Raw genomic sequence first — 21,247 nt, forward strand, 5'->3', positions numbered from 1 at the left:
GAAATTATAAAAATGCGGTGAGTCGAGCGCCAGAGAACCGAAGCGCCCGCGCCTACTCAGATCAGAAGCGCTCCCACGCGTCGACATGCTGGCCGTCAAAGAATCTGGAGCGCACCTCGGCGAAGTGCTCCATGGCCGCTTCATTTCCGCGTTGCGCCATCTCCTGGATAGCCTCGGCGTCATCCATCTTGATTTCGTCAGGAGTCTGCTGGTTGACACGCACATGACGTGTCGGCCCCAGGAAGCTCTGCGCGAGTACTAGGGCGCCATGTTCTTGTGCGGCAAAAAAGAGATCTACGCTGTGGGGTGCCCAACCCGCCTTCCCTTTTCCGAGCTGGTCGGTGAAGTCGCTTTCGCTGCTGAGTGTGCCAATGCTCAGCACATCAATCCTTTCCAGAGGGATCTTAAGGTATCGAACCGCTTCTGCCAGTGCCGGAAGGATGGGGTTATTGGCCCAGACGCCACCATCGAGGAACGTCTCCAACGCGACAGGCCCATCGAAGGTAACTTCATCAAAATAGGTAGGTGCAGCGGAGGACGCCAGTGCAGCGTCAACGGCTGAGATATCCCGGTAAGCGGTGCGATCTGGGCTATGTGGGGTGACAATTGCCTCTGCCTGACCTTGCTTGGCCCTGACAGTCGGAATCACCAGGCGGCAGCGTGAATCTGCGGCCAGCGTTTTGTCCCCGTACACCTCAGTCAACAGACTGCGAAGCGTTGCTGAGTCATGTTTTGACTTGAGCCAATGCCGAAGCTTCCGATCCTTCGGGAAAATCTGAGGGCCCTTTTTCTCGTAGAATTCTAGGATTTCACGTGGCTTCAAACCCATGGCGAGCCCAATGGCCAGAATCGCGCCCGTGGACGTACCGGCCACCAGGTCGAAGTGCGAAACGAGGTCATTGCCACCGCCCGCCTTCAGCATGTCATCCCACTTGGCCAATACTGCCGCGGTGAAGGTGCCCCTGAGCCCTCCACCGTCGAGCGCCAAAATGCGAAAATTCCGGCCGCGAGAAACGTTACGCCGAGTAAGCGGTAGATTCATCAACTGGTCGACAACCAGCTTTACGATCTGGTCAACTGACGTGCTCTCGGCAATAGTCCGGTTCACATCTTCAGACAGGCCATTTCGCAGGCGGGACAACAGCGAAGGATTGTCTTCGAGATAACCGGCGATAGCCCCGCCAAAGCCCGCGACTACAAACCCTGGCTTGCCAAGCTCAAGCATCGTAACTAGTTCATTGGGAACGCCCGCCTTTGCTTTGTGGACATCCCACCAGGCACCACCCACGCAGACGACAACGTCGGAACGATCAGCCATCCAGTCACGCATCGGAGTCAGGCCGTCTCCGGCTAAGCCATCGCTATTATCGGCTGGTACGATCTCTACAGAGGCAAATGTCCTCTGCTCTTCGATTTCAGCCGTGTACTGCTCGGTGGAGTAGCTCTTAGCCCTCACCAGGGTCAGCGCCCCTTTGCTACCACCTGCCTGAATGAAATTTTCAGCAGCTTTGCGCAGCGGCTCGGAAAATGACGGGTGACTTCCATGGACAATAGAGCCCCCCTCACTGAAGACCTTCGCTGCAAATTTCTGCACAAACTCGGCGATGTCCGCTAGCAGTTCTTTGTTTGAACCGGACAGGTGAATTCTGACTCCGGCCAGGCGCTGGGTGGCTGCCATATGTAAATCCTGAATGCACTGAGATAAGAACTGTTGCGGGCAGCAGGCTTAATGCCGTGCTTTCAACGACCAGCTAGGCCGGCTGCAGTTTCGATCCAGCCCGCGATGTTTTCACGGCCATTTTGAGCCGCAAAGTCGTATCTCATGCAGTGTTTGGACAGCTTAATAACCGAATTGCTTGTAGGAGCGTCAAACCACAGATCAGAGGCAGGAATGGCGGAGACGTAGTCTGAGTACTTCACCCACTCACCGTCTTTTCGCTCTGCGAAGTAAATCTTGTCGTTGGCGAGGTAGACACCCACTTCATCCAGTGGGTTTGTGCCTTTCACGCCAAGCTCCTGTGCTTTATTCCTCAGACCATGGATGTCAACCGTGAGCAACCCATTGCCCTTCAAGACGCTGCGCACGATCTCGTAACGTACCCATCGCCTGCTAGCGGTGTACCGACCGGCAAGCACGCACGTCACAGAGGTGTTCTTCAGACCATCTCGGAGAAAGGATTTAAGCGCGTCGTCGCTTTCCTTTTTGGAAGCTTCAAACACACTGCCGTCAAAGAATCCATCCGCCTCACGATCCTTACCGATGGCCCAGCATTTCCTGACGTTAAAGACTCGCCACACGTCTTCCTGGTAGTGGAAGGAGAAAAACGTTCTACGCGCCATCCTTTGCTCCGATTCGTTGAGATCCCTCCATACCCACCTCTGGAGCGATTGCGCTCGCTCTGGCGGAAAATGCCGATGATTGACCTGTAAGGCACGTCACTAGGCATTGAGAGGGTTAGAAGCAGGCAAGGTTACACCAAGCGGTAGCGCATGACATCACTATGATGGCAAAAGCGAAGTTGCAAAGGTCGGAGGCAACTCAGACTGACAGGGAAGCGTCAGGGCTTGCTCAGTCGCACCCCACCGCTGACGGTACCATCGCAGCTCTCAATTCAACGTGGCAAAGCGGCCTTTGAGCCTACAGCGCGTTTAGGCGGGCCGCTCTGGTTGTCAGGCGTCGGGCCTCGTAACGGGGACAAGATGACGAGCTACACCTCGGGCTCAGTTGCGTTTGCTCCAAACCACAATCCGCTTGGCTTCAGGTTTAACGGCCCCCACAAAACCTCTTGCAGCGAGGGCATCGATCAGTCGGCGATCTGCATCATGAGCCGGGAAGTTCACGCGCCGCTTTTTGAGTAAGGCCAGATAATCCTCGCCGGCGAGCGGCAACACGACAACAGCTTCCAGCCAACTGCAGCCCATCGAGAGCGCATGGATCAGCATGTGGATCCTTTGTTCTCTAGAGAGCGCCCCGTCCGGGAGCAGCTTCAGCATCGTCGGGAGGTATGCCGTCGGGAACTTCAATCCGTCTCTCGTCGCGCGATCACACGCTCTAGTCAATGCTTCAACGGCACCTTCGCATGTGTCATAGGCATCTCCGGGAATGCCCGACCACATCTCAATTTCTTCAACTGTTGAGCACACATCTGCGTTGCTCAGCTCAAGGGCCAACGACACCGGTAATGCCGACATGTCCATCTGTTCACGGGCAAGGCTCCATCGGCGGATGAGGTAGGCGCCTAGATACGTGAAAGCATGTTCGGCAATGAACGCCCTGATGTCTGCCCGGTACTCGACCATGTCACTATTGACGAACATGCTCCACCGGTTGCGAGGCGTGCCGGTGTCCATGACAACCCCTGGGCTCAACACGACCTTCGAGAAAAGCGTGCGAAGGGTTGCATTGTCGACTTGCGGCGCGCGGATGAGGAACGTCTGCAAGCCATCGTTGCGCTTCGCGTCCTTCCATAATTCTTCAGCCAGGTCTTGAGCATTGTGCTTCAGAAAATCAACGAATGTAGCCAGTGCCGACTCACCCAAATCGACGAAGCCTTCGGATTCTTTATCAGCTACAAGCGCACGATTGAAGTACGTCCAAGCCGCATCACCAACAGGGTGAACACGTCCCGCCATCAGGATCTTCGCCCATAACGAAGTCGGTACCGCGTCAAGGTCAGCCACGCTGCAAGTTGTCTGTTCGAGCAATACCTCCAGTGTGTAGGGTTCGCTCTGGCAAAGTCCGAACAAGGCCACGAGCGATTCTGGTGTCTCTTCGAGCGCCCCCTCTTGGCTTACGAGTTGCGCCACGAAACCGTCCGGATCCTCCTTGATCATGCTGTCCAGGCCAGTGAGTTCCAGTTTGCTGAGCCGATGGTACGTGACCCTGTCGCTCTGATTCCCTGGATCCAGCGTCTGGCAGAGCAACTGGAGCATTTTAAGGTTCAATGCCAAGCAACCCCATTCCACCATTTGCCGCAGTTCTGCGGCCGTGGCACTCGCATCAAGGCTGGAGAATTGTGCCGGCAGCTCCCTGACCCACCTCCATCCGCTCTGATTACTCGCAAGCTTCGTGGCAATAACCGACGCCTCACGAAGCTCACTGATGGCCTTCCTCAGTACGCGAGGCTTATCGTCGAGCGTTTGCATCTCCTTGGGTGCCAGAACATCCAGAAGCGCAACGAGGTACTGCTGACGCAAGACGGGGGCTTTAAACCGATCATGGTTCAGCAGCAAAGGGATGAGGTCGCGATCTGCGCCATATATGGCTCTCATAAGTGCCGTGGCTTGCCACCGAGGAATAATCGATGCAACGGCCTCGGCGAATCGCTCCGTGTAATCATGACCACTTCGGAGGATCATGCGAAGCTTGTCCTTCCTGGCAACCGGGTCATCCTTGTGCATATGCAAAAGCTCTTGGATGAGATCAACCATGATGCCGCGCCCATCAGCTACCGAATCCAGATCCAGCTTTCTGACCACAAGCTCCGGATTATGTATTGGGGTGGTTACATCGTACTCCTCACCCCGAACCAGTCCCATGATGAGGTTCTTGTCAGATTGGGTGAGTGAGCCCTCATAGAAATAGCCAAGGTAATCGACATAATCAGTGTCGAAAAAACCGCGGTGAACCAAAAAGACTATGAGCTCCAACCCCTTCAGACGCTTCGCCACTTCACTGCCGTACCCCATGGATACTATCTGTCGGAAACCCGCTGTTTTGAGACGCTGCACCTTGCTACGGCACGTTTCAAGTTGCTCATCCAGCTCATTAAGCGAGGTCTGGAAGCGTTTCAGGCGCTCATCGTATCGAGCCTGCTGTAGAGCTTTCTTCGTCTGGATGCCTTGGTTGCCGTCGTGCCAGTGTGATGGCGTCAACGGCAATAGGGTTCTAGACGCCTCAACCTGGGAAAAAGCGGAGTCAGAAACAAAGTCGATTAGCGAAAAAGTGGCACCTGTATCGAGCCGAACCTGGCTTGCAGTGGGCTTATTTCCAAGTTTGAGAAGCTCGTACCACACGCAGGTACGCAGTTGTTGCAGGTTGTCAGCCACCTCGTCCTCGCGCCTCACGCGCTGATCTTTGAGGGTTTTAGCTGCCGTTTCGAGCAGCTTGACTTCGACTGTTACCCACGCCGCATAGCCCTCGATGACCCCATAGATCGCGCCCCTTCGCTTGACCAAGTCAGCATAGGCATTAGGGTGTAGGTTTCGAATAGCAACCATGGCAAAAAGCTTGTTGGGATCTAGCTCCAGTCCGTCCTTGGCCAGTACATTTGCGTAGACGTCATACTCGTTGACGATGTTCTTGATCAGCCGCATTTCGTCGATGTAGTAGCAAACCGTCTCAATGAGCTTGAGGTTCAAGCCATCATCCAGTGGTTTGCCGGCCACCTGGCGCGCCTTCATGAGCTCGACCAGCTTTTCCCTGGAGTTCTCGGAGTTAATCACAGGGATGATAGGAATGATGAGGTCGAAGAATTTCGTCTTGTCCGTGACCGTGAACAGCTCGTCCCGGATGGCGTAGACGAAATGGACAGAACGCCTGACCTGAGGTGATCGCTGGATGATGAAGTTGATCTCTCGCAGCCTGAAGAAGATGTCCTGGATGTCAAAGCGATCCAGGTCTTCAATGACCACTACGTTGATATCACTGCGCTCGAAGCAATAGATGATCTCGTCGACGTTCTTATGAAGCACCGAACCATGGTGAGTCGCCTCAAGCTTGCCTCCCTTGAGAGTCAGGCCATCGATGGTGAACAGGGACATGAACCTCAACCCCGAGTACAAGAGATAGACAGCACCAATGGCCACGCCAGCCAATGCTGCAGACTCGGGAACAACCATCAAGCCCTTGATCAACCATTCCAGTGACACGGTTTTTATCATCGCAAGCTTGGGCACATAGAGCCTCAAGGCGCACACGGCAAGTAGAGTAAGTCCGAGGGTGCGCATGCTGATGCTGAAGGTTGAGGCCTGAGCAATCCGCTTCAGGCGAGTCTTGGGCACTTTCGCTGCGGGCACCGCGTAGAGCAGTTGCTGGACGATGGTCTCTTCAATGCGATTGACCAGGTCGACATCGCCTGGTGTGTGCTCGCCCCCAGTAGCAGCCAGGCCCTCAGGTTCCGAGTCAGGCTCGGAAGGTTGACCACTCGGCTGAGGTGTCAAACCCGAGGTGGGTTTGCTGAAGGTCGCTAGAGACACATAGGTGTGGTTGAACTGTGGATGATTGCTGAAGAATGTCTTCAGCACGCTGCTCTTACCAGCGCCATAGCTACCTGTGAGCGCGATGTTCAGAACATCGGGGTTTTCCAGGGCACGTAGCAGCTCGCGTTCATACCGAGCCGATCGGCCATCCGTGACAATGATGGGGGTCAACGGCTCAAAGAAAGGATCAACGTTGTCCCCCTGGCGCCGAGTAGACAGCACTCTCCACGCAGCTTTCCCTCCAACCACAACTGCTTCCCACGCCAGCCCTAAGCGATTTTTGATAGCTCCCAGCATCTACCCGATTCCATGCAATGGCCTTCCGTGTCCCGCTGAGCAGGCGAATGACCGCTAATAATCCAATCGATGCAGCAGTGACGCTGCGCCAAAATCCAATAGCGGCTATATGCCATATTCGGTGGGTAAACACCACGAAAGCACCGATGGGAGAGATAGGTACGAAGCACCGACACCCCAAGCTCACAGCTCCAGATCTCCACCAGGCACTTAGGGATTTGAAGGGCAGATCCGTGAGTGCATGCTTCTGCGAGCACATCAGACCTTTTGGGCATCGTAGGGCTTTACCCCCCCTTGGCAGCGTTCTAGTCGACAAATTCCCCGGCCGCTGCCCGAGGAGTACGTCGAGAACAAAATGACCATTGGGGTGATTTCGCCAGTAAAGCTACGGTGGCGTGAATTACTTCTGGTGCCATAACTCCTTAACAATGCCAGCATGACGCCGTATTGATCCGATAGGGTTCACCTGCTGTCCTGAGTGATTGCGCTGGTGAACTCGATCAGGCTGCGAAAGCCCCCCCTGCTGTGAGCCTAGGCGGAGAAGCTGTCGATAGGGACTCTGCCGATTTCGCATCTCCAAAAGCGTACCAAAGAGATCAAAAATTACTGCTGATGGCATTCGTTGCTCCTCATCGGCATACCGCCTCAACCCAGCCTCACAGCTGTCCAGACCGGCAGCTACTGGACAGTCACACCATGAGCTGCAAGTTCGTTTATCAGCGTGCTCCTGCGCAACATCCGGGGGATTTTGAAGAGGCTTCGGTATGCATAGAAGAAGCAAACTGGTGCGAACAGGAGGCCGACGCCAAAAGTGGCCGTCGCGATGATCAACGCAGCAGGAATTGCCGCTACCGCGAACACGACCCCTTTCAGAATACTGGATTTAGCAACCAGTCGCAGGTGATCTAGGTCATACTCGACCTTGCCATCTGCCTTCTGGAACGCTACCAGAACGATGCTTTTCTTGCTCAGATGCTTGTAGTACCACGTTCTGGGCTTGTCCGTAACAATTGCTCCATGCCTTTTCAGGTAGTCCAGCATGCACACTTCTTTGAAATAGAAGGTTTTCCCCTCACCGTCTTCGCACCGAACTTGACTGTAGAGCGCATCAATGTCAGCAGTATTTTTAACATTGTAGTTCTTGATAGTAAGTTCAATTTTCTTCAGATCAGACATGCATTTTCCTTAGTGCATTTAATCTTGAGGCTGCTGGTAGCTAAGGCCATGTGAATACCTGCACACACGAAGCCGTCCAGCGGCTTGTGTAGGCTGGATAAAAAACTGTAAACCCGAGGTGTTCGTCGCGCCTGGCCGACCAATACAGTTTGAAAGCACCTTCAGACTGACTGGTGAATCAACCCAAACCAAATGCTCAGCGCGGTTCGCTGAGCTCGCTGGCGATCACGTAATGGTCTTCCCCACTAAGACTGCGCATCAGCTTGAACCCCGCCCTCGTCTCAACCAGCACGAGCGGAGGAGTAGCAACGGTCATTCCATTCGAGCTCACGTTTGACTGATCGCTGTAAACGAGCGCGGCGTAGCTCTGCCCTACTCTCGCAGCGTTGATGAGGTAAGCGTCGACCATCACCCCCCAATCTATTCCCTGTGCTTGAATGACCTCTGAGGGAAGATCCCGCTTGAGCTCTAGCGGGTCGACGGCGTGGTCGAAAAAGTGCTTCATCGCCGGATTGGCCATCAGATTTGGATCTCGAAGTAAGGGTCAAAACCGGTGTTTTCTCCAGGGTAGCCACGGGGGTTTGAGATCACCCGGCAGCCGAAAAGCTCAACATCTGTAGCCTCGTGCGTGTGACCGAATACCCACACAGTGGCCCCCTCAATTAGGTGCGGCCAGTCGTTGGCGTACGCTGCAGTAAGATGCCCTTCATGCTGCTCACCAATCACAGCTGAGGATGGTGAGTGATGTGTCACCACTACCGTTTTGCCGTCAAACGGTCGAGCAAGCTCTTGAGTCAGCCAGTCCTTGGCGATGTGGTTCCGGGTAATCAGGTCTTCCGTTCGAAGTCGCCTGTAGTTGGAGTCACACCGAATGTACTTAAAGTCGTTCATGCACTGCCTGGCGGCATTGCTAGCCGCGACCCAGTTCCCTGTTGACGTGAAGTCAGTCCATGCGGTGCTGCCGAGGATTCTGACATCCCCCAGAATCAGCGATTCGTTTTCCAGAACATGCACGTGGCCGGCCGCAGCATCCTGCATTTTCTGCAAGGTGCGATCGATGTGGCCGTCGTAATATTCGTGGTTGCCTGCGATGTACGCGACCTGACACGCGAAAGTCTCATTGGCCCATTTGACGCCCCTGGCCTTTTTGTTGATATCGCCAGCGAGGATTACCAGGTCAACCCCAGCGTCGAGGGGCGGCGGGTCGAAACGGCTGAACTCGGCGTGTAGATCTGAGTAGATTCTGATTCTCAAAACGCTGACCTTGAGGGTTTAGCTATAAATTGACGCAGACTGGGTTACAGAGCGCACGCGTGCCGGGACTGCCGGCGCAATGGAGCGGAAGCATCCCAGCCTTCACTTCCTCGATCAGAACAGCGCACCAAGCGTGCCTGACAGTTCATTTCGCAGCACTATATTGCATGGAGTCGAACCGCGCAATATGGCTTTATCCTCGGCTTTGGGTACTCCAAATGTCGTTGAGAGAACCGCTGGCCGCCGTCTTGAGGCTGACACGTACCGCCCGGAATCTGTCCCAGGAAGACTTTCATGGCAGGGTCGAGGCGCGTCAGATGAACAATATCGAGCGCGCGAAGAGCAACCCTACTCTGTCCTCGCTCGAAGACATCGCCATCGCATTGGACGTCGATCTTGTAGCGCTCGTGGCCGTGGCCAGCGCTCATGACCGCAACCAGACCCCTAAGGAATTTTTGAAAGACCTGGCCTGCGAGATCACCAAGCTTGAGAAGCTCGGAGTCCTGGACAAGCTCGACGGGGAGTTCACCGACGGCAAGCTGCAATCAGTGCATGGTCGTGTTCGATCAGGCGCCGCCAATCGAGCTGCGGTGCTTCAGTGCAAGGCTGAGGGGAAGACGCAGAAGGAGACTGCGGAGCTGCTGGGGCTTGCGAAGTCGACGGTGAGCAAGCTGTGGAAGGAGGCGAAGATCTAATTTTCGCAGTAATAACCTCATTGAAGTAACCATTTTTCTATGTTTGATTCAGGATAGTATTGCCGAAGTACGAAGCCAAACTTCGTCAACACTGAAGCCCTTCTGTATGGCGCATTGAACACTACGCCAGGGATGCACAAACACCGGAGTTTTGGGGACTGCGGGTTACCTCTGGAGCTGACTTACGGACTTTGTAAGACTTATGATCCTTGTCGGCCCAGCTGGTGGTGTGAATGACCTTCTTAATTGAAAACTATTTTGGGCTATCTGACGATTTACTACGAGGCACAGGTGGGTACAACAAGACACCTTGCAGTGATGCAACAGTGGCTCCTACCTGCTCCGATATTGAAGCGAAAGTGCTTGTGAAAACGTTAGATCGGTTGCTGCATATTTTCGCTGGCCACTGAAAGAACCCAGATAAAAACAAGTCGCAAAAATCACGTGCATTATCGTACTCCTGACCCACGGGCCACGGTGAGTACAATGTTGTATATGTAAAGCTGATCCGACGGTGCTTTGCGATTATCCTAGGTTTTTCCGACCTTACTGCGCTCACAGCTAGCCCCATGCCGGTTCGTACCGAGCTGTGATGGATCGAATACTGAATGACGTATACGCGTGGCAGCGCCACTAGTAAATCAATCCATACTCCGGTACCGCCATATGGGCCGTCTAGGCAGACTAACCCCAAAGGTAGCGTGATTTCGCTGATTAAAGAGAATGTAGTATCCATTCAATAGCCACTCTCTCTTCTAGATGTTATGGCTGTTGGCCGCACTTCACTTTCCAGTTGAGGCAACGAAACCCTCGATGAACATATGAATTCTGCGGGAGGCGGTATGTGCATGCCATTGCATAAGTCGACGTGCGATGACAGCAGCCTGTTCTGGCGTAAAGCCATTGCATGCGTAGCCCACACCATAGGCATCCGAAAACCCAAGCACGCTACCTACTGAACTTAGCAGATCCTCAAGCAACCCCGATGTTTCTTTTGGCAAGACCTCGAAGAGCCAACCAAGCATGAGCAGAGCAGCCCTTCGGTGAGCGACACTGGCTATCAGCGGGCCGTAAGTGAAAGTCTGTTGGAATAGCGGTAGTTGAATGTAAGCAGCGCCGTTACGGATGTGGCGATTGATGAGGCCGAACTTAGGATAAAGCAATAAGCAGATAAAAAATTTCGAAAACGTCCACTTGCTCTTTGGGTGACCACCATTGTTCAGCTGGCCCGCGACGCCTGTAACTTCGAAGCTTTTGAGCATGTTCTGTACGAACATCAAAGACTTGATAGCCCTCACCCCCTCTTCAAAGCGCGATGCTGAAATAAACCTGTCCCTATGTAAGTTATGCATTTCGAAAAACTTCATGGCCATATTCAACTTAGGGCCGAATGTCTCTGCAGCATCGATTAACGGCAACCCATGAAACTCGCAAACTACTGAAGCCACGGCGTACCACTTCTTGAGGGCGGTTGGGAATGCCTGGGTGCGAATATTTTCTGCCAAGCACTGATAGCAAAAAGTGCGTCTGTAGAAACGTGGTATCAGCCAGCTGCTAGGCGGCTGAACGAATTCTGCCCTGAGTTCACGACTCATGCTTACGGCATCACACGCTGCGTTGGCAAAGCTGGAGTTCAGCGAGAAATCGGGATCAAAATCTGAACCTGGGGCGTATGCCAACCAAAGTTGATTAAGCTCCTCACGCCCAAGTGGTGTGTACTTAGAAACCATGCTTTGCCTATACAGCCAGGACGACAGCAGCTCCCCCCCCATCGGTAAGCAATCGACACAAACCATCAATTAATCCCTGCCATTGTAGCGATACGCGGGGTGGAAAAGCCGCAGGAATGTATTGCCAAGATTTCCTTTGGTATCATTGTAAAGCGCCTCCAGCGAAACGTCCGTGAAAGACGTGCGTGGATGTCTTGCAAGGATCGATTCAAAAAAAACCTCGTATTCATTAAAATCTCGAAAGCCCTTTAAGCTGAAAATCTGAGCGCAGTGCAGCGTACAACCGTCGAGACCCTGTAAGACCGATACATCTGAATCCAAACCAGAAACTACAATATTGACTGATGGGAATGCAGTCAGTACGGACTTAATTTGTTGAACAGTACGACGCTTTGCGCCTTCACTGCCGAGAAACATATCAATGTGATCGATAAAGATTGTCGAGACTTCTCTCAGGGCAACAATTTCGACCACAAAGGCAGGTATTTCTTTTTTATTTTGAAATTCAATATCAATATATAGTTCTTGGTACAACTGACCAAGAACATCCAAGCCTGCAAGTTCAGGATGGTCTGCTATGATCAATGCGGGCTTACCCAGGCGCGATCTGACATACTCCATACAAGTAGTCAAACCGAACCCAGGTTCACTTGAGACAATGCAAAATGAACCCCCACGTTTCAGCGCAGTCAAGAGATCGTTAGCCGTGGCGTACTGTGAGTGCGAGAGCATGATCATTTCTTTTGACGTTTGTCGGGATGGTGGATTTTGAAGCCGTACTTCACCGCTAAGGCATCGATATTATGAAATTGATCTTGGTGAATGCGTTCAGTGCCCTGCTCAATAGCATCCATCGCTGTGCACTTAAGAATCTTTACGATATTATCCAGAATGCCATGTGAATTAGAATAAATAAGCGTCCTGAGCTTAGGGGATGATACGTTCGATGCAAGTTTAAGGGGAAGATGCGTTTCGTAAGTGGCTATAAAGTTTACAAAGTCTTGATCCATGCGCCACTTTTGGAGTTCCCATTGAACAAACCTTCGATCCAGAACTCGATCAAGCGCGATGGCTTCGAGAGCTACGGAGTTTCCAAAAGCGATGACACACAATTTGAGCTTTCCTTCCGCAAGGCTGCGCAGCAGTGATAAAATCACTTTTTTATTGACGTTCCCCTCAAGCATCGCATCTGACAGTTCGTCGATTACTATCGCTCCAATTTCTCCTGATTCGATTTTTTTAAGTATAATGTCAATTCTGTTTGCAGCGGTTGTTCTCTTACCGATCTGCACATTGAATTGCTCGCAGATCGCATCATGCAACTTGTACCTATTTATATTTTCGGTCAGGGTAATGAATACCATTTTTTTCCCTGACAGGTGGCCCAGAGCCTGAAGTCGGTGAAACAAAGCCGACTTCCCATCTCCGCCATCGCCATAGATGAATATGCTTGATGCCTGTAGTTGGTTTTCTGTATAGACCATGTGGTTCAGGCAGTTCATCAAAGGCTTCAACCGGGGAGTATCGATCCAAATGTCATGGCGGCAGATCTGAATCCGTTTTTCTGCCGGCAACTCGATTAGGTGCCTTAAGTCCGTCTTGACATGACTGAGGTCGCTCATAACTCACGTCTCCTTAGGATCGATGATCAGCACTGGAATCAGCAAATCTATCTCTTCGGGGTCTGGGATTATCTGTGGTTGAAAAATATCGTCTTCCTCCCAGACATTCTCATCGGTGTGGACATAGATTTTGCTGTCATCGATAAGGTCTTCCTCCACGTCGTGTATATCTACTTTCTCGGTGGAAGGGGGGGGGTGGAGGTGGTGCAGGTAGGACTAACTGCTTTGGCGCATCCATGAAAGCTGTTTTCATCACCTCAGCTTCTTGAATAATTTCTTCCTGACGATCCATGGCGGCGCGTGCGAAATCATCATCGACAGTGCCGCTAGCCTTGTTGATCAGAGCTGGCATACGCTTAGATAACTGCTTGTGATTCGAATAAGACTCCCAATGCATCGATAACCCGGCACGGGTGTACACACAACGAATTTTTAGAAACGCACTAGGCGCCTTGACCCAAATGTAACTGAGGTCGTGCTGTAAGTATTTCACATCCAGCCTTTGGCCAACATATTCCTCTAGAGCATCGCCTGCATATCTGCGGCCGGCGAAATTAATGCCGTAAGAGTGAACCCTATGATTAAAGGAGGTTGGGCAAAAATCGATAAGAAACCTCTCCTCCTCCTCTTTACTAATAACCCTGGAGAAATCATACTTCCCTTCGCTTTTATAATGCGCGAAAGCTTCCCTCGGTGTACAGCCAAGTGTTCTATGGATTTTCCCATGGTAGAGCGTCACTTCTTTCATCATCCACTCCGCACATTGTTTGAAATCCATTTTGGCATTTAGCTCACTTTCAAAGCTCTGTCGCTCTACCACGTTGCTCCCGGTCGACCCAGGAAGAAAGTGCACTCCAGTTGTCATGAATGAGCCAATTACACGCTCTATGATCCCGCCGTACCATTTTTTTCCGATGGGGCGATGCTCCCACTCCATACCCCATTCTTTGCACTGTTGAATAAAAGCCTCGCTCGTAAACTCTGCGGCATTATCGGTAAAAATAACAAAGGGGATACCATGGAATGGATATTCGCCAGGGTGCATCACAAAACAAAACAAACTACTTTCTTTATTCATAATCGCAAAAGCTAATGCCGCAGCAACCGTATTTATATTAGGGGCCTCCATGCTTAGATAAAAACCTAAAATAACCCTCGACCTGTCACAGATGATCATGGTTATCCAAGGCCTACCAATTATCACATTTCTATTAAATTCATCGACCAGCAAGATATCCACGCGCGTATGATCCATTGACACGCGACGCAGCAAACTATCAATAATTAATTTTTTAGGCCTATAGCCGTATTTTTGATTGAACTGATCAGTAGTCAGTATTTTTCGATCACGGTCTTTTTCAGGTATTTCATAGAGAAATCTTCTTGCAGTATGACGACTCACTGGCTTCACACCAGTTTCTTCACAATAACGCCGCGCCCACTTCAACAGTTCACTGATAGAGGCCTTCGGGCCTTCGTAGTGCGATTCAAACGCTTTATTTAACGCAGCCACCTGCCCTGACGTTGATCGATTCCCCCCTTTTGGCGTTCCTCTATGATTCCGAACGATGTCTTTTCCGTTACGATGATCATCAAGCAGCTTGTAGAAGTGGGATTTCTTTAATCCAAGGAGTTCCATGCCCCTCTTAGCAGGCAGTCCTTGATCGACCTGATCGAATACAGATATACGTTCGTTTGCGAGCTGCTCCTCGTATTGGTCAATTATTTTAACCTGATACGGAATGACTTCACTACTTTCTGGAACTCCAGACTCTTTCCAGTCTCTGGGGATACCAGCCTGGGCATTTTTTACTGGAACCAATGTAGCGTTTTTTTCACTTTCCTGAGCTTCATCACCTGGCTCATCGTTATCCATACCGAACCCTACCTGATGTGTGAACAACTGAGCCACATGGCGCCTGGTTGATCATAGTCGCCGAACTAAGACGTGCAACCCCCGACCAGGTTCTGCTGTATGTTCGACTCGGAGACATAAAAACGATTTATTTAAATATTGAGGCTTCAAATTCAAAAAGTAAGTACACTTGGTGTGCAATTCAAAACCTGATAATTTCAATTGGTTAGACCAATGCCTCCCAACAATTGCGACTGGGTATTTGCAATATATATTTAAATGGAAATGGATTTATTATGATCAAAAAAAACAATTCCAAGGTAAAAATGTTATAAAAATTTTTTGCACGGACTCCAATCACGCGAATTTTTCGACACGCATCACAAAGAGCGTGGTTGTCAGAACGCGGCATGAGCATCGGCGATGCAGGCCATCACCGCTTCGAGGGGAGCCAGCTGCCAATCAGGCGTGGACATACCCATTCGACCAAGGCAGGAGGTGAAGAGAGGAAAGCCGTAAAGTCATACCGCCGTAGCAGAATCCAACTGGATGGCCTGTGCGTTTCATTGCAGGAAAAATGATAATCTTGTTTTCATTGCCGGAAAAAAGATTTCTGTTTTCCGGTGATGGGGCGACATTTTTGCTAAACATCTGTAATTCTTGAAAAATCTCGTTATCCGCTTTGTTTTCAACGTTCACACCCCGTTTCCCAGAACTCCAAAAGCTTGGGTTTCATTCATAAGTACCACAGCTGCATTATGGGTCTGGCGAAAATGCTCAATTGGAGCTTTGCTCATGGCCTGTCGCTCGTTGACTGGCGCCGCAAAGACTTTGGGAACTCATTGGGGCCTCCATGCCCTCCTAGCCGAGCTATATCAAAGCCAGGCTTTGATCTGAGCACATACGGCGTCGGTCGATATGCCGTACCGATCATGCAATGTCGGCAAGGCACCGGCATCGAGAAACGCATCGGGCAGCGCGATCTGGCGGAACGTCGGCGTAACGCCGTTGCGCATCAACAATCCGGCAACCGCCTCGCCCAAACCGCCGATGATGCTGCTGTTTTCGGCGGTGACCACCAGCCGTCCGGATTGCTTCGCTTCGGCCAGGATGGTGTGTTCATCCAGAGGCTTGATGGTCGGCACGTGCAACACAGCAACGTCGACACCATCGGCCTGGAGCTTGTTGGCCGCTTCGAGCGAGCGCATCGTCATCAGCCCGGTAGAGATGATGAGCACGTCCCTGCCGGTGCGCAGGGTCTTGGCCTTGCCGATTTCGAATTTGTACCCGTATTCGTCAAGCACTACCGGTACGTTGCCGCGCAGCAGGCGCATGTAGACCGGCCCCTGGTGAGCAGCGATTGCCGGCACTGCCTGTTCGATCTCCACGGCGTCGCAGGGATCGACGATCATCAGGTTTGGCATCGCTCGGAAGATGGCGAGATCGTCAGTCGCCTGGTGGCTTGGGCCATAACCGGTAGTGAGCCCGGGCAGCCCACAGACGATCTTCACGTTCAAATTCTCCTCGGCGATTGCCATACAGATAAAATCGTAGGCGCGCCGCGAGGCAAACACGGCATAGGTGGTGGCGAAGGGTACGAACCCCTCCCTTGCCATGCCCGCAGCCGCGCTCATCAACAGTTGCTCGGCCATGCCCATCTGGTAGAAGCGGTCCGGGTGCGCCTTGGCAAAAATATGCAGGTCGGTGTATTTGGACAGGTCTGCGGACAGCCCGACAATTTCAGGGCGCTGCTCAGCCAGCGCAGCCAGGGCATGGCCAAAGGGCGCCGAGCGGGTCGCTTGGCCCTCAGCGGCGATCGAGGCGATCATGGCCGAAGTGGTCAGGCGCTTTTTGGTTGGCTCGGCAGTCGAAGTAGAACTATTCGGCTTGCTCATCACTGTTTTCCTTCTTCGAGATTGTTGAGCGCCAACGCCCATTCATGTTCTTCCACACGTATGAAGTGGGTCTTTTCCCGCGCTTCGAGGAACGGTACCCCCTTGCCCATCTTCGTATCGCAAATGATCACGCGCGGTTGCGCGCCTGCGTGATTGCGCGCCGCATCGAACGCTGCGACCAGGGCTTCGATGTCATTGCCATCGACTCGCTGGGTGAACCACCCAAACGCCTGCCAACGATCGACGATCGGTTCAAAAGAAAGAATTTCGCTGGAATAACCATCGGCCTGCTGGTTGTTCACATCGACGATGGCGATGAGGTTGTCGAGCTTCCAGTGAGAGGCCGACATGACGGCCTCCCAAGTGGAGCCTTCATTGAGCTCACCATCTGACAAGAGGTTGTAAACGAAAGAAGTCGATTGCTTGCGTTTGAGGCCCAGGCAAGCACCAACCGCAATACCCAACCCCTGCCCCAACGACCCGCCGGTGATTTCCATGCCCGGCGTATAAGCAGCCATGCCGGACATGGGCAGGCGGCTGTCGTCCGAACCATAGGTTTCCAACTCATCGAGCGGGACGATTCGGGCCTCGATCAAGGCGGCATACAGCGCAATGGCATAATGACCGATGGACAGATAGAAGCGGTCGCGCGGTTCCCAGTCAGGATCATCGGACCGATAGCTCAGTGCATGGAAGTAAGAGACTGCCAGCAGGTCCGCAGCGCCCAGGGCCTGCCCCACATAACCTTGACCTTGCACCTGCCCCATGCGCAACGCATGGCGACGGATGTTGTGCGCGCGCTCGGCCAGGCTCAAGGCGGGCTTCAGCATAGTGTTCGTATTCATTACGTAGCTCCGTTAACTCAACGATTGACCGCTGCAGCGGGGATGCGCAGGACCAACGAGGCCCCCGCAAGCAGGACGGCTGTAATCAGATACATGCCGACGGCGCTGGACCCGGTCTGGGTAGTGATCCACCCAATCAGGTAGGGCGAGCAGAAGCCGGCCAGGTTGGCAAAGCTGTTGACGGCGGCGATGCCTGCGGCAGCGGACACACCGCCCAGAAGCGTGGTGGGCAGCATCCAGAACAGCGAGGTGGCCGAGAGGATTCCCGACGCAGCCAGGCACAAGCTGAGGATCGACAGTGTCACGTTGCCGCCCATCAATGCGGCCAGGCTGAGCCCGATGGCGCCGACAATCATCGGTATGATCAGATGCCAGCGGCGCTCGCGGTGCTTGTCGCCGCTGCGGCCGACCAGCAGCATCGCGGCAATGGCGCACAGGTAAGGCAGGCTGGACAGCATGCCGATGTGCAGCGGGTCAGATACACCGGCATTGCGCACCAAGGTCGGTAGCCAGAAGGTAATGGCGTACTGGCCCATGACCACACAGAAGTAGATGCCAGCCAGCAACCACAACCGACGGTCGCGGATGAATTCCCCCACCGAACCATGGCTGACTTTCTGTTGGTTGTCCTCGGCCAGTTCGCGGGTAACCAGGGCCTTTTCTTCGTCGTTCAGCCACGTGGCCTGGTGCACGCCGTCCTTGAGGTAAGCCAGTACCAGCAGGCCAACCAGCACCGTCGGCACCGCTTCGAGCACAAACATCCACTGCCAACCGGCCCAACCGTGCACGCCGGCAAACTGGTTCATGATCCAGCCGGAGAGAGGCCCGCCAACCATGCCCGACAGTGGGATGGCGATGAACCACAACACCGTCATCCGTGCCCGGCGATAGGAAGGGAACCAGTAGGTAAGGTACAGCAGCAGCCCTGGCGCAAGACCTGCCTCGGCGATACCTAGGAGGAATCGAAGGACGTAGAATTGCCACGCTGTTTCGACGAATGCGAACAGCGCGGAAATGATCCCCCAGGTGATCATGATGCGCGCGATCCATACCCGTGCGCCCACTTTGTGAAGGATGATGTTGCTGGGAACCTCGCAGAGAAAATAGCCAATGAAGAACATGCCCGCACCCAGGCCGTAGACTGTCTCGCTCAAGGCGAGATCGTTCATCATCTGCAGCTTGGCGAAACCGACATTGACGCGATCCAGATAGGCGCAGAGGTAGCACAGCATCAGGAACGGCATCAGGCGCCAGGCGGTCTTGCGGTAGGCGGAGGTACGCACGGTCGAAACCGCTTCGAGCGATAAGGTAGTCATGCTGGTCTGATCTCTTGTTGTTATTGGCAGCCAGGCCTGAAACTTGGCTGTCATTGATCCAGAACCGCGCGGGCCGTGGACCGGCCCGCCCACGTGTACTCAGTGAATCAGCATCCCGCCGTTGACATCCAGGGTAATGCCGGTCAGGTAGGTAGAGAGGTCGCTGGCGAGGAACAGTGCAGCGTTGGCGACATCCTGGGCCTGGCCAAGGCGGCCCAGGGGGATGCCTTCGATGATCGCGTGGCGGCGCTCATCCTGCATCAGCCCACCGGTGATGTCCGTGTGGATCAAACCCGGTGCGATGGAGTTGACCCGCACGTTGTCCGGCCCCAGTTCACGCGCCATCGCCTTGGCAAGGCCCAGCACGCCGGCCTTCGCGGCACTGTAGTGCGGGCCGCCAAAAATGCCCCCGCCGCGCTGTGCAGAAACAGAGGACATGCATACGATGCTGCCGCTGCCTTGCTCACGCATTTGCGGGATCACCGCCTGCGACATCAGCAGCGTGCCCCGCAGGCTGACATCCAGCACCTTGTCATAATCAGCGCCACGGATATCCAAGGTCTTCAGCGGCTGGGTAATGCCGGCGTTATTGATCAACACGTCGATGCGGCCGAAATGTTCGACAACCGTGGCAACAGCGCGCTGAACCTGGGCTTCGTCAGCGACGTTCGCCGCCAGGCCCAGATGGCTTTCGCCCAGTGAGGCGGCAGCATCGCGGGCGGCAGATTCGTCAAGATCGAGGATTACCACGCGGGCACCTCGCTGAGCGAACGTTGCGGCCGTGGCACGGCCAATGCCTCGTGCGGACGCTGCGCCGGTGATGATTGCGACTTTACCTTGGAGAAGCATGTGTGAACCCTCTGTTTGTTGTTATGGGCCGATTCAGGAATCGTGGGTTCAGCTTGTGGCCCGCGAGCTACGTGAGCAATAACGTGAAAATCATCCGATGCTGAAAAAAATTCAGCCCTTCTGCGCTATCCTACGGGTTTCCCGGAATAAAAATAACGCTTTGGAGAATCTGTATGCGCTCGGTAAACGACGCGGCATCGCCACTGCCACCGCTCAAAACCATCCAGGCTTTCGAGCAGGCCGCCCGGTTCGGCAACGTTGCCCGAGCTGCCGAGGTGCTGGACTTGACCCCCTCGGCGGTCAGTCATCAGCTTGCGAAACTCGAGGCCATGATCGGCAGACAGCTGTTCGTGCGTGGCGCACGTGGCGTAGCCCTTACCTCAGTTGGCCAGCAGTACTTGAAAGACGTCTCGGGTATCCTGCACAGCCTTGCCATCGCCACCGAACGTGCCAGCAGCGATGTCAGCCTTGACTGCCTGCGCCTGCACTCTTCACCGAGTTTCGGCCTGCTCTGGCTGATGCCGCGTCTCGAGGCGTTTCGCGAGGAGTTCCCGTCCATTCAGATCAATTTGTCATGCTCCTACGAGGCGCTGCATTTCAGCCGTGACAAGATCGACGTGGACATTCGCCATGGCGATCCGAACTGGCCCAGTTACGAAGTCCGCACGGTAAGTAACGAGACCTTCGAGGTGCTGGCGGCACCCAAGCTCCTCTCCCGCCACCCGGTGCATGATGCCAGCGACCTGCTCGATTGCGACCTGATCCTGTCCGAGGCGACCTTGTTGAGGTGGCCGGCGTGGTTTGCCCAGCACGGGCTGGCACGGCCCGAAAAACCCTATGCGCTGAGCTTCGACCGTTCCTATATGAGCCTGGAGGCCGCCAGCCACGGCCTGGGCTTCGCTTTGGAAAGTGGCTTGCTGGCCCAGAAATACCTGGAAGCCGGGACCTTGGTGAAAGTGGCGCCCGAGGCCCTGGGTGCACCGGTCGCTGCGCACCATCTGGTGTTTCCCAAGGCCCACGCAGCCTTTCCCAGGGTGCGGTGTTTTCTGCATTGGGTAGAGAAGGAACTGGGGCACCAGTTCGTTTTCTGATGCTTAAATATCCAAGTTTGAACGACACGCCGTCAGGCCATGGGGCACAGCGCACACTGATGCCCCCTCCCCCTGCTCCGCCAGCTGCGCTTGATACTGCTGCGGACTGACCCCGTGATATCGCGGGAACACGTTGGCAAGGCGACTCGCCGCCGGATGTGAAGCGACTGTCGGCATTCGTCTAGAGGCTGCGCTGCCACTGCGTTTGCTCATGAAGCGAGCTCGGTGTTTGCATGAGCACCTCCGGCCCAGACGCATAGCACTTGCTCACCAGCCTCTACGACGCCCGCATGGCCCACCAGCCGGTGCTGCCTGGCAAGAAGTGACCGCCACCTCGGCGACCCGGCTGAACGTTTAGTCAGCCGGGCCTGTCGCACGACAGAGACGCAGCACACTGCGCGTACCCTGACCGTGAGGACCT

General features: G+C 53.9%; 17 protein-coding genes. 2 read left to right on the plus strand and 15 right to left on the minus strand.

Annotated elements, in window-relative coordinates; genetic code table 11:
• Positions 1–61: 61 nt before the first annotated feature.
• The 6 genes from IAE40_RS00940 to IAE40_RS00965 all read right to left on the minus strand — a co-directional run bounded on the left by IAE40_RS00940 (position 62) and on the right by IAE40_RS00965 (position 8,928).
• Entirely contained in the window at positions 62–1,678 is a 1,617-nt protein-coding gene (locus tag IAE40_RS00940; protein WP_200602445.1) for a CBASS cGAMP-activated phospholipase, read from the minus strand.
• 62 nt (positions 1,679–1,740) lie between these two features.
• Positions 1,741–2,340, minus strand: a complete 600-nt coding sequence (locus tag IAE40_RS00945) for a TIR domain-containing protein (RefSeq protein ID WP_200602446.1) — start codon at positions 2,338–2,340, stop codon at positions 1,741–1,743.
• Between the two features lie 381 nt (positions 2,341–2,721).
• Positions 2,722–6,498, minus strand: a complete 3,777-nt coding sequence (locus IAE40_RS00950) for a YobI family P-loop NTPase (RefSeq protein WP_200602447.1) — start codon at positions 6,496–6,498, stop codon at positions 2,722–2,724.
• A 678-nt stretch (positions 6,499–7,176) separates the two neighbouring features.
• Positions 7,177–7,674, minus strand: a complete 498-nt coding sequence (locus IAE40_RS00955) for a hypothetical protein (RefSeq protein ID WP_200602448.1) — start codon at positions 7,672–7,674, stop codon at positions 7,177–7,179.
• A 196-nt stretch (positions 7,675–7,870) separates the two neighbouring features.
• Positions 7,871–8,194 carry a hypothetical protein gene (locus IAE40_RS00960; RefSeq protein WP_200602449.1) on the minus strand — a complete coding sequence of 108 codons (324 nt, stop codon included), beginning with the start codon at positions 8,192–8,194 and terminating at the stop codon, positions 7,871–7,873.
• Positions 8,194–8,928, minus strand: coding sequence for a metallophosphoesterase (locus tag IAE40_RS00965; RefSeq protein WP_200602450.1), 735 nt, complete (start codon positions 8,926–8,928; stop codon positions 8,194–8,196). The genes IAE40_RS00960 and IAE40_RS00965 overlap by 1 nt, the downstream gene beginning before the upstream one ends.
• Before the next feature lie 317 nt (positions 8,929–9,245).
• Between IAE40_RS00965 and IAE40_RS00970 the strand changes: the two genes are divergently transcribed.
• Entirely contained in the window at positions 9,246–9,623 is a 378-nt protein-coding gene (locus IAE40_RS00970) for a helix-turn-helix domain-containing protein (protein WP_234465018.1), read from the plus strand.
• A 782-nt stretch (positions 9,624–10,405) separates the two neighbouring features.
• Here the strand turns inward: IAE40_RS00970 and IAE40_RS00975 are convergent.
• The 9 genes from IAE40_RS00975 to IAE40_RS01015 all read right to left on the minus strand — a co-directional run bounded on the left by IAE40_RS00975 (position 10,406) and on the right by IAE40_RS01015 (position 19,735).
• The gene (locus IAE40_RS00975) at positions 10,406–11,419 is read right to left on the minus strand and encodes a hypothetical protein (protein WP_200602452.1); all 1,014 of its coding nucleotides are present in this window, start codon (positions 11,417–11,419) and stop codon (positions 10,406–10,408) included.
• Positions 11,420–11,422: 3 nt separating this feature from the next.
• Positions 11,423–12,091, minus strand: a complete 669-nt coding sequence (locus IAE40_RS00980) for a hypothetical protein (protein WP_200602453.1) — start codon at positions 12,089–12,091, stop codon at positions 11,423–11,425.
• A complete protein-coding gene (locus tag IAE40_RS00985) occupies positions 12,088–12,975 on the minus strand; it encodes a TniB family NTP-binding protein (protein WP_200602454.1) in 888 nt (295 codons plus the stop codon). The genes IAE40_RS00980 and IAE40_RS00985 overlap by 4 nt, the downstream gene beginning before the upstream one ends.
• A gap of 136 nt (positions 12,976–13,111) precedes the next feature.
• Positions 13,112–14,851, minus strand: coding sequence for a Mu transposase C-terminal domain-containing protein (locus IAE40_RS00990; RefSeq protein WP_200602455.1), 1,740 nt, complete (start codon positions 14,849–14,851; stop codon positions 13,112–13,114).
• A 441-nt stretch (positions 14,852–15,292) separates the two neighbouring features.
• A complete protein-coding gene (locus IAE40_RS00995; protein WP_200602456.1) occupies positions 15,293–15,529 on the minus strand; it encodes a hypothetical protein in 237 nt (78 codons plus the stop codon).
• A gap of 176 nt (positions 15,530–15,705) precedes the next feature.
• Positions 15,706–16,725, minus strand: a complete 1,020-nt coding sequence (locus IAE40_RS01000) for a transketolase family protein (protein WP_200602457.1) — start codon at positions 16,723–16,725, stop codon at positions 15,706–15,708.
• Positions 16,725–17,570 carry a transketolase gene (locus tag IAE40_RS01005; protein ID WP_200602458.1) on the minus strand — a complete coding sequence of 282 codons (846 nt, stop codon included), beginning with the start codon at positions 17,568–17,570 and terminating at the stop codon, positions 16,725–16,727. Before IAE40_RS01005 ends, IAE40_RS01000 begins: the two co-directional genes overlap by 1 nt.
• 17 nt (positions 17,571–17,587) lie before the next feature.
• Positions 17,588–18,886, minus strand: coding sequence for an MFS transporter (locus IAE40_RS01010; RefSeq protein ID WP_200602459.1), 1,299 nt, complete (start codon positions 18,884–18,886; stop codon positions 17,588–17,590).
• 99 nt (positions 18,887–18,985) lie between these two features.
• Positions 18,986–19,735, minus strand: coding sequence for an SDR family NAD(P)-dependent oxidoreductase (locus IAE40_RS01015; protein WP_200602460.1), 750 nt, complete (start codon positions 19,733–19,735; stop codon positions 18,986–18,988).
• A gap of 173 nt (positions 19,736–19,908) precedes the next feature.
• Here IAE40_RS01015 and IAE40_RS01020 point away from each other — a divergent pair, with 173 nt between their 5' ends.
• Positions 19,909–20,826 carry a LysR substrate-binding domain-containing protein gene (locus tag IAE40_RS01020; protein WP_112898264.1) on the plus strand — a complete coding sequence of 306 codons (918 nt, stop codon included), beginning with the start codon at positions 19,909–19,911 and terminating at the stop codon, positions 20,824–20,826.
• Positions 20,827–21,247: the final 421 nt, after the last annotated feature.

The organism is Pseudomonas sp. S44 (genome assembly GCF_016624805.1).
In the GTDB taxonomy this organism is placed as follows: domain Bacteria; phylum Pseudomonadota; class Gammaproteobacteria; order Pseudomonadales; family Pseudomonadaceae; genus Aquipseudomonas; species Aquipseudomonas machongensis.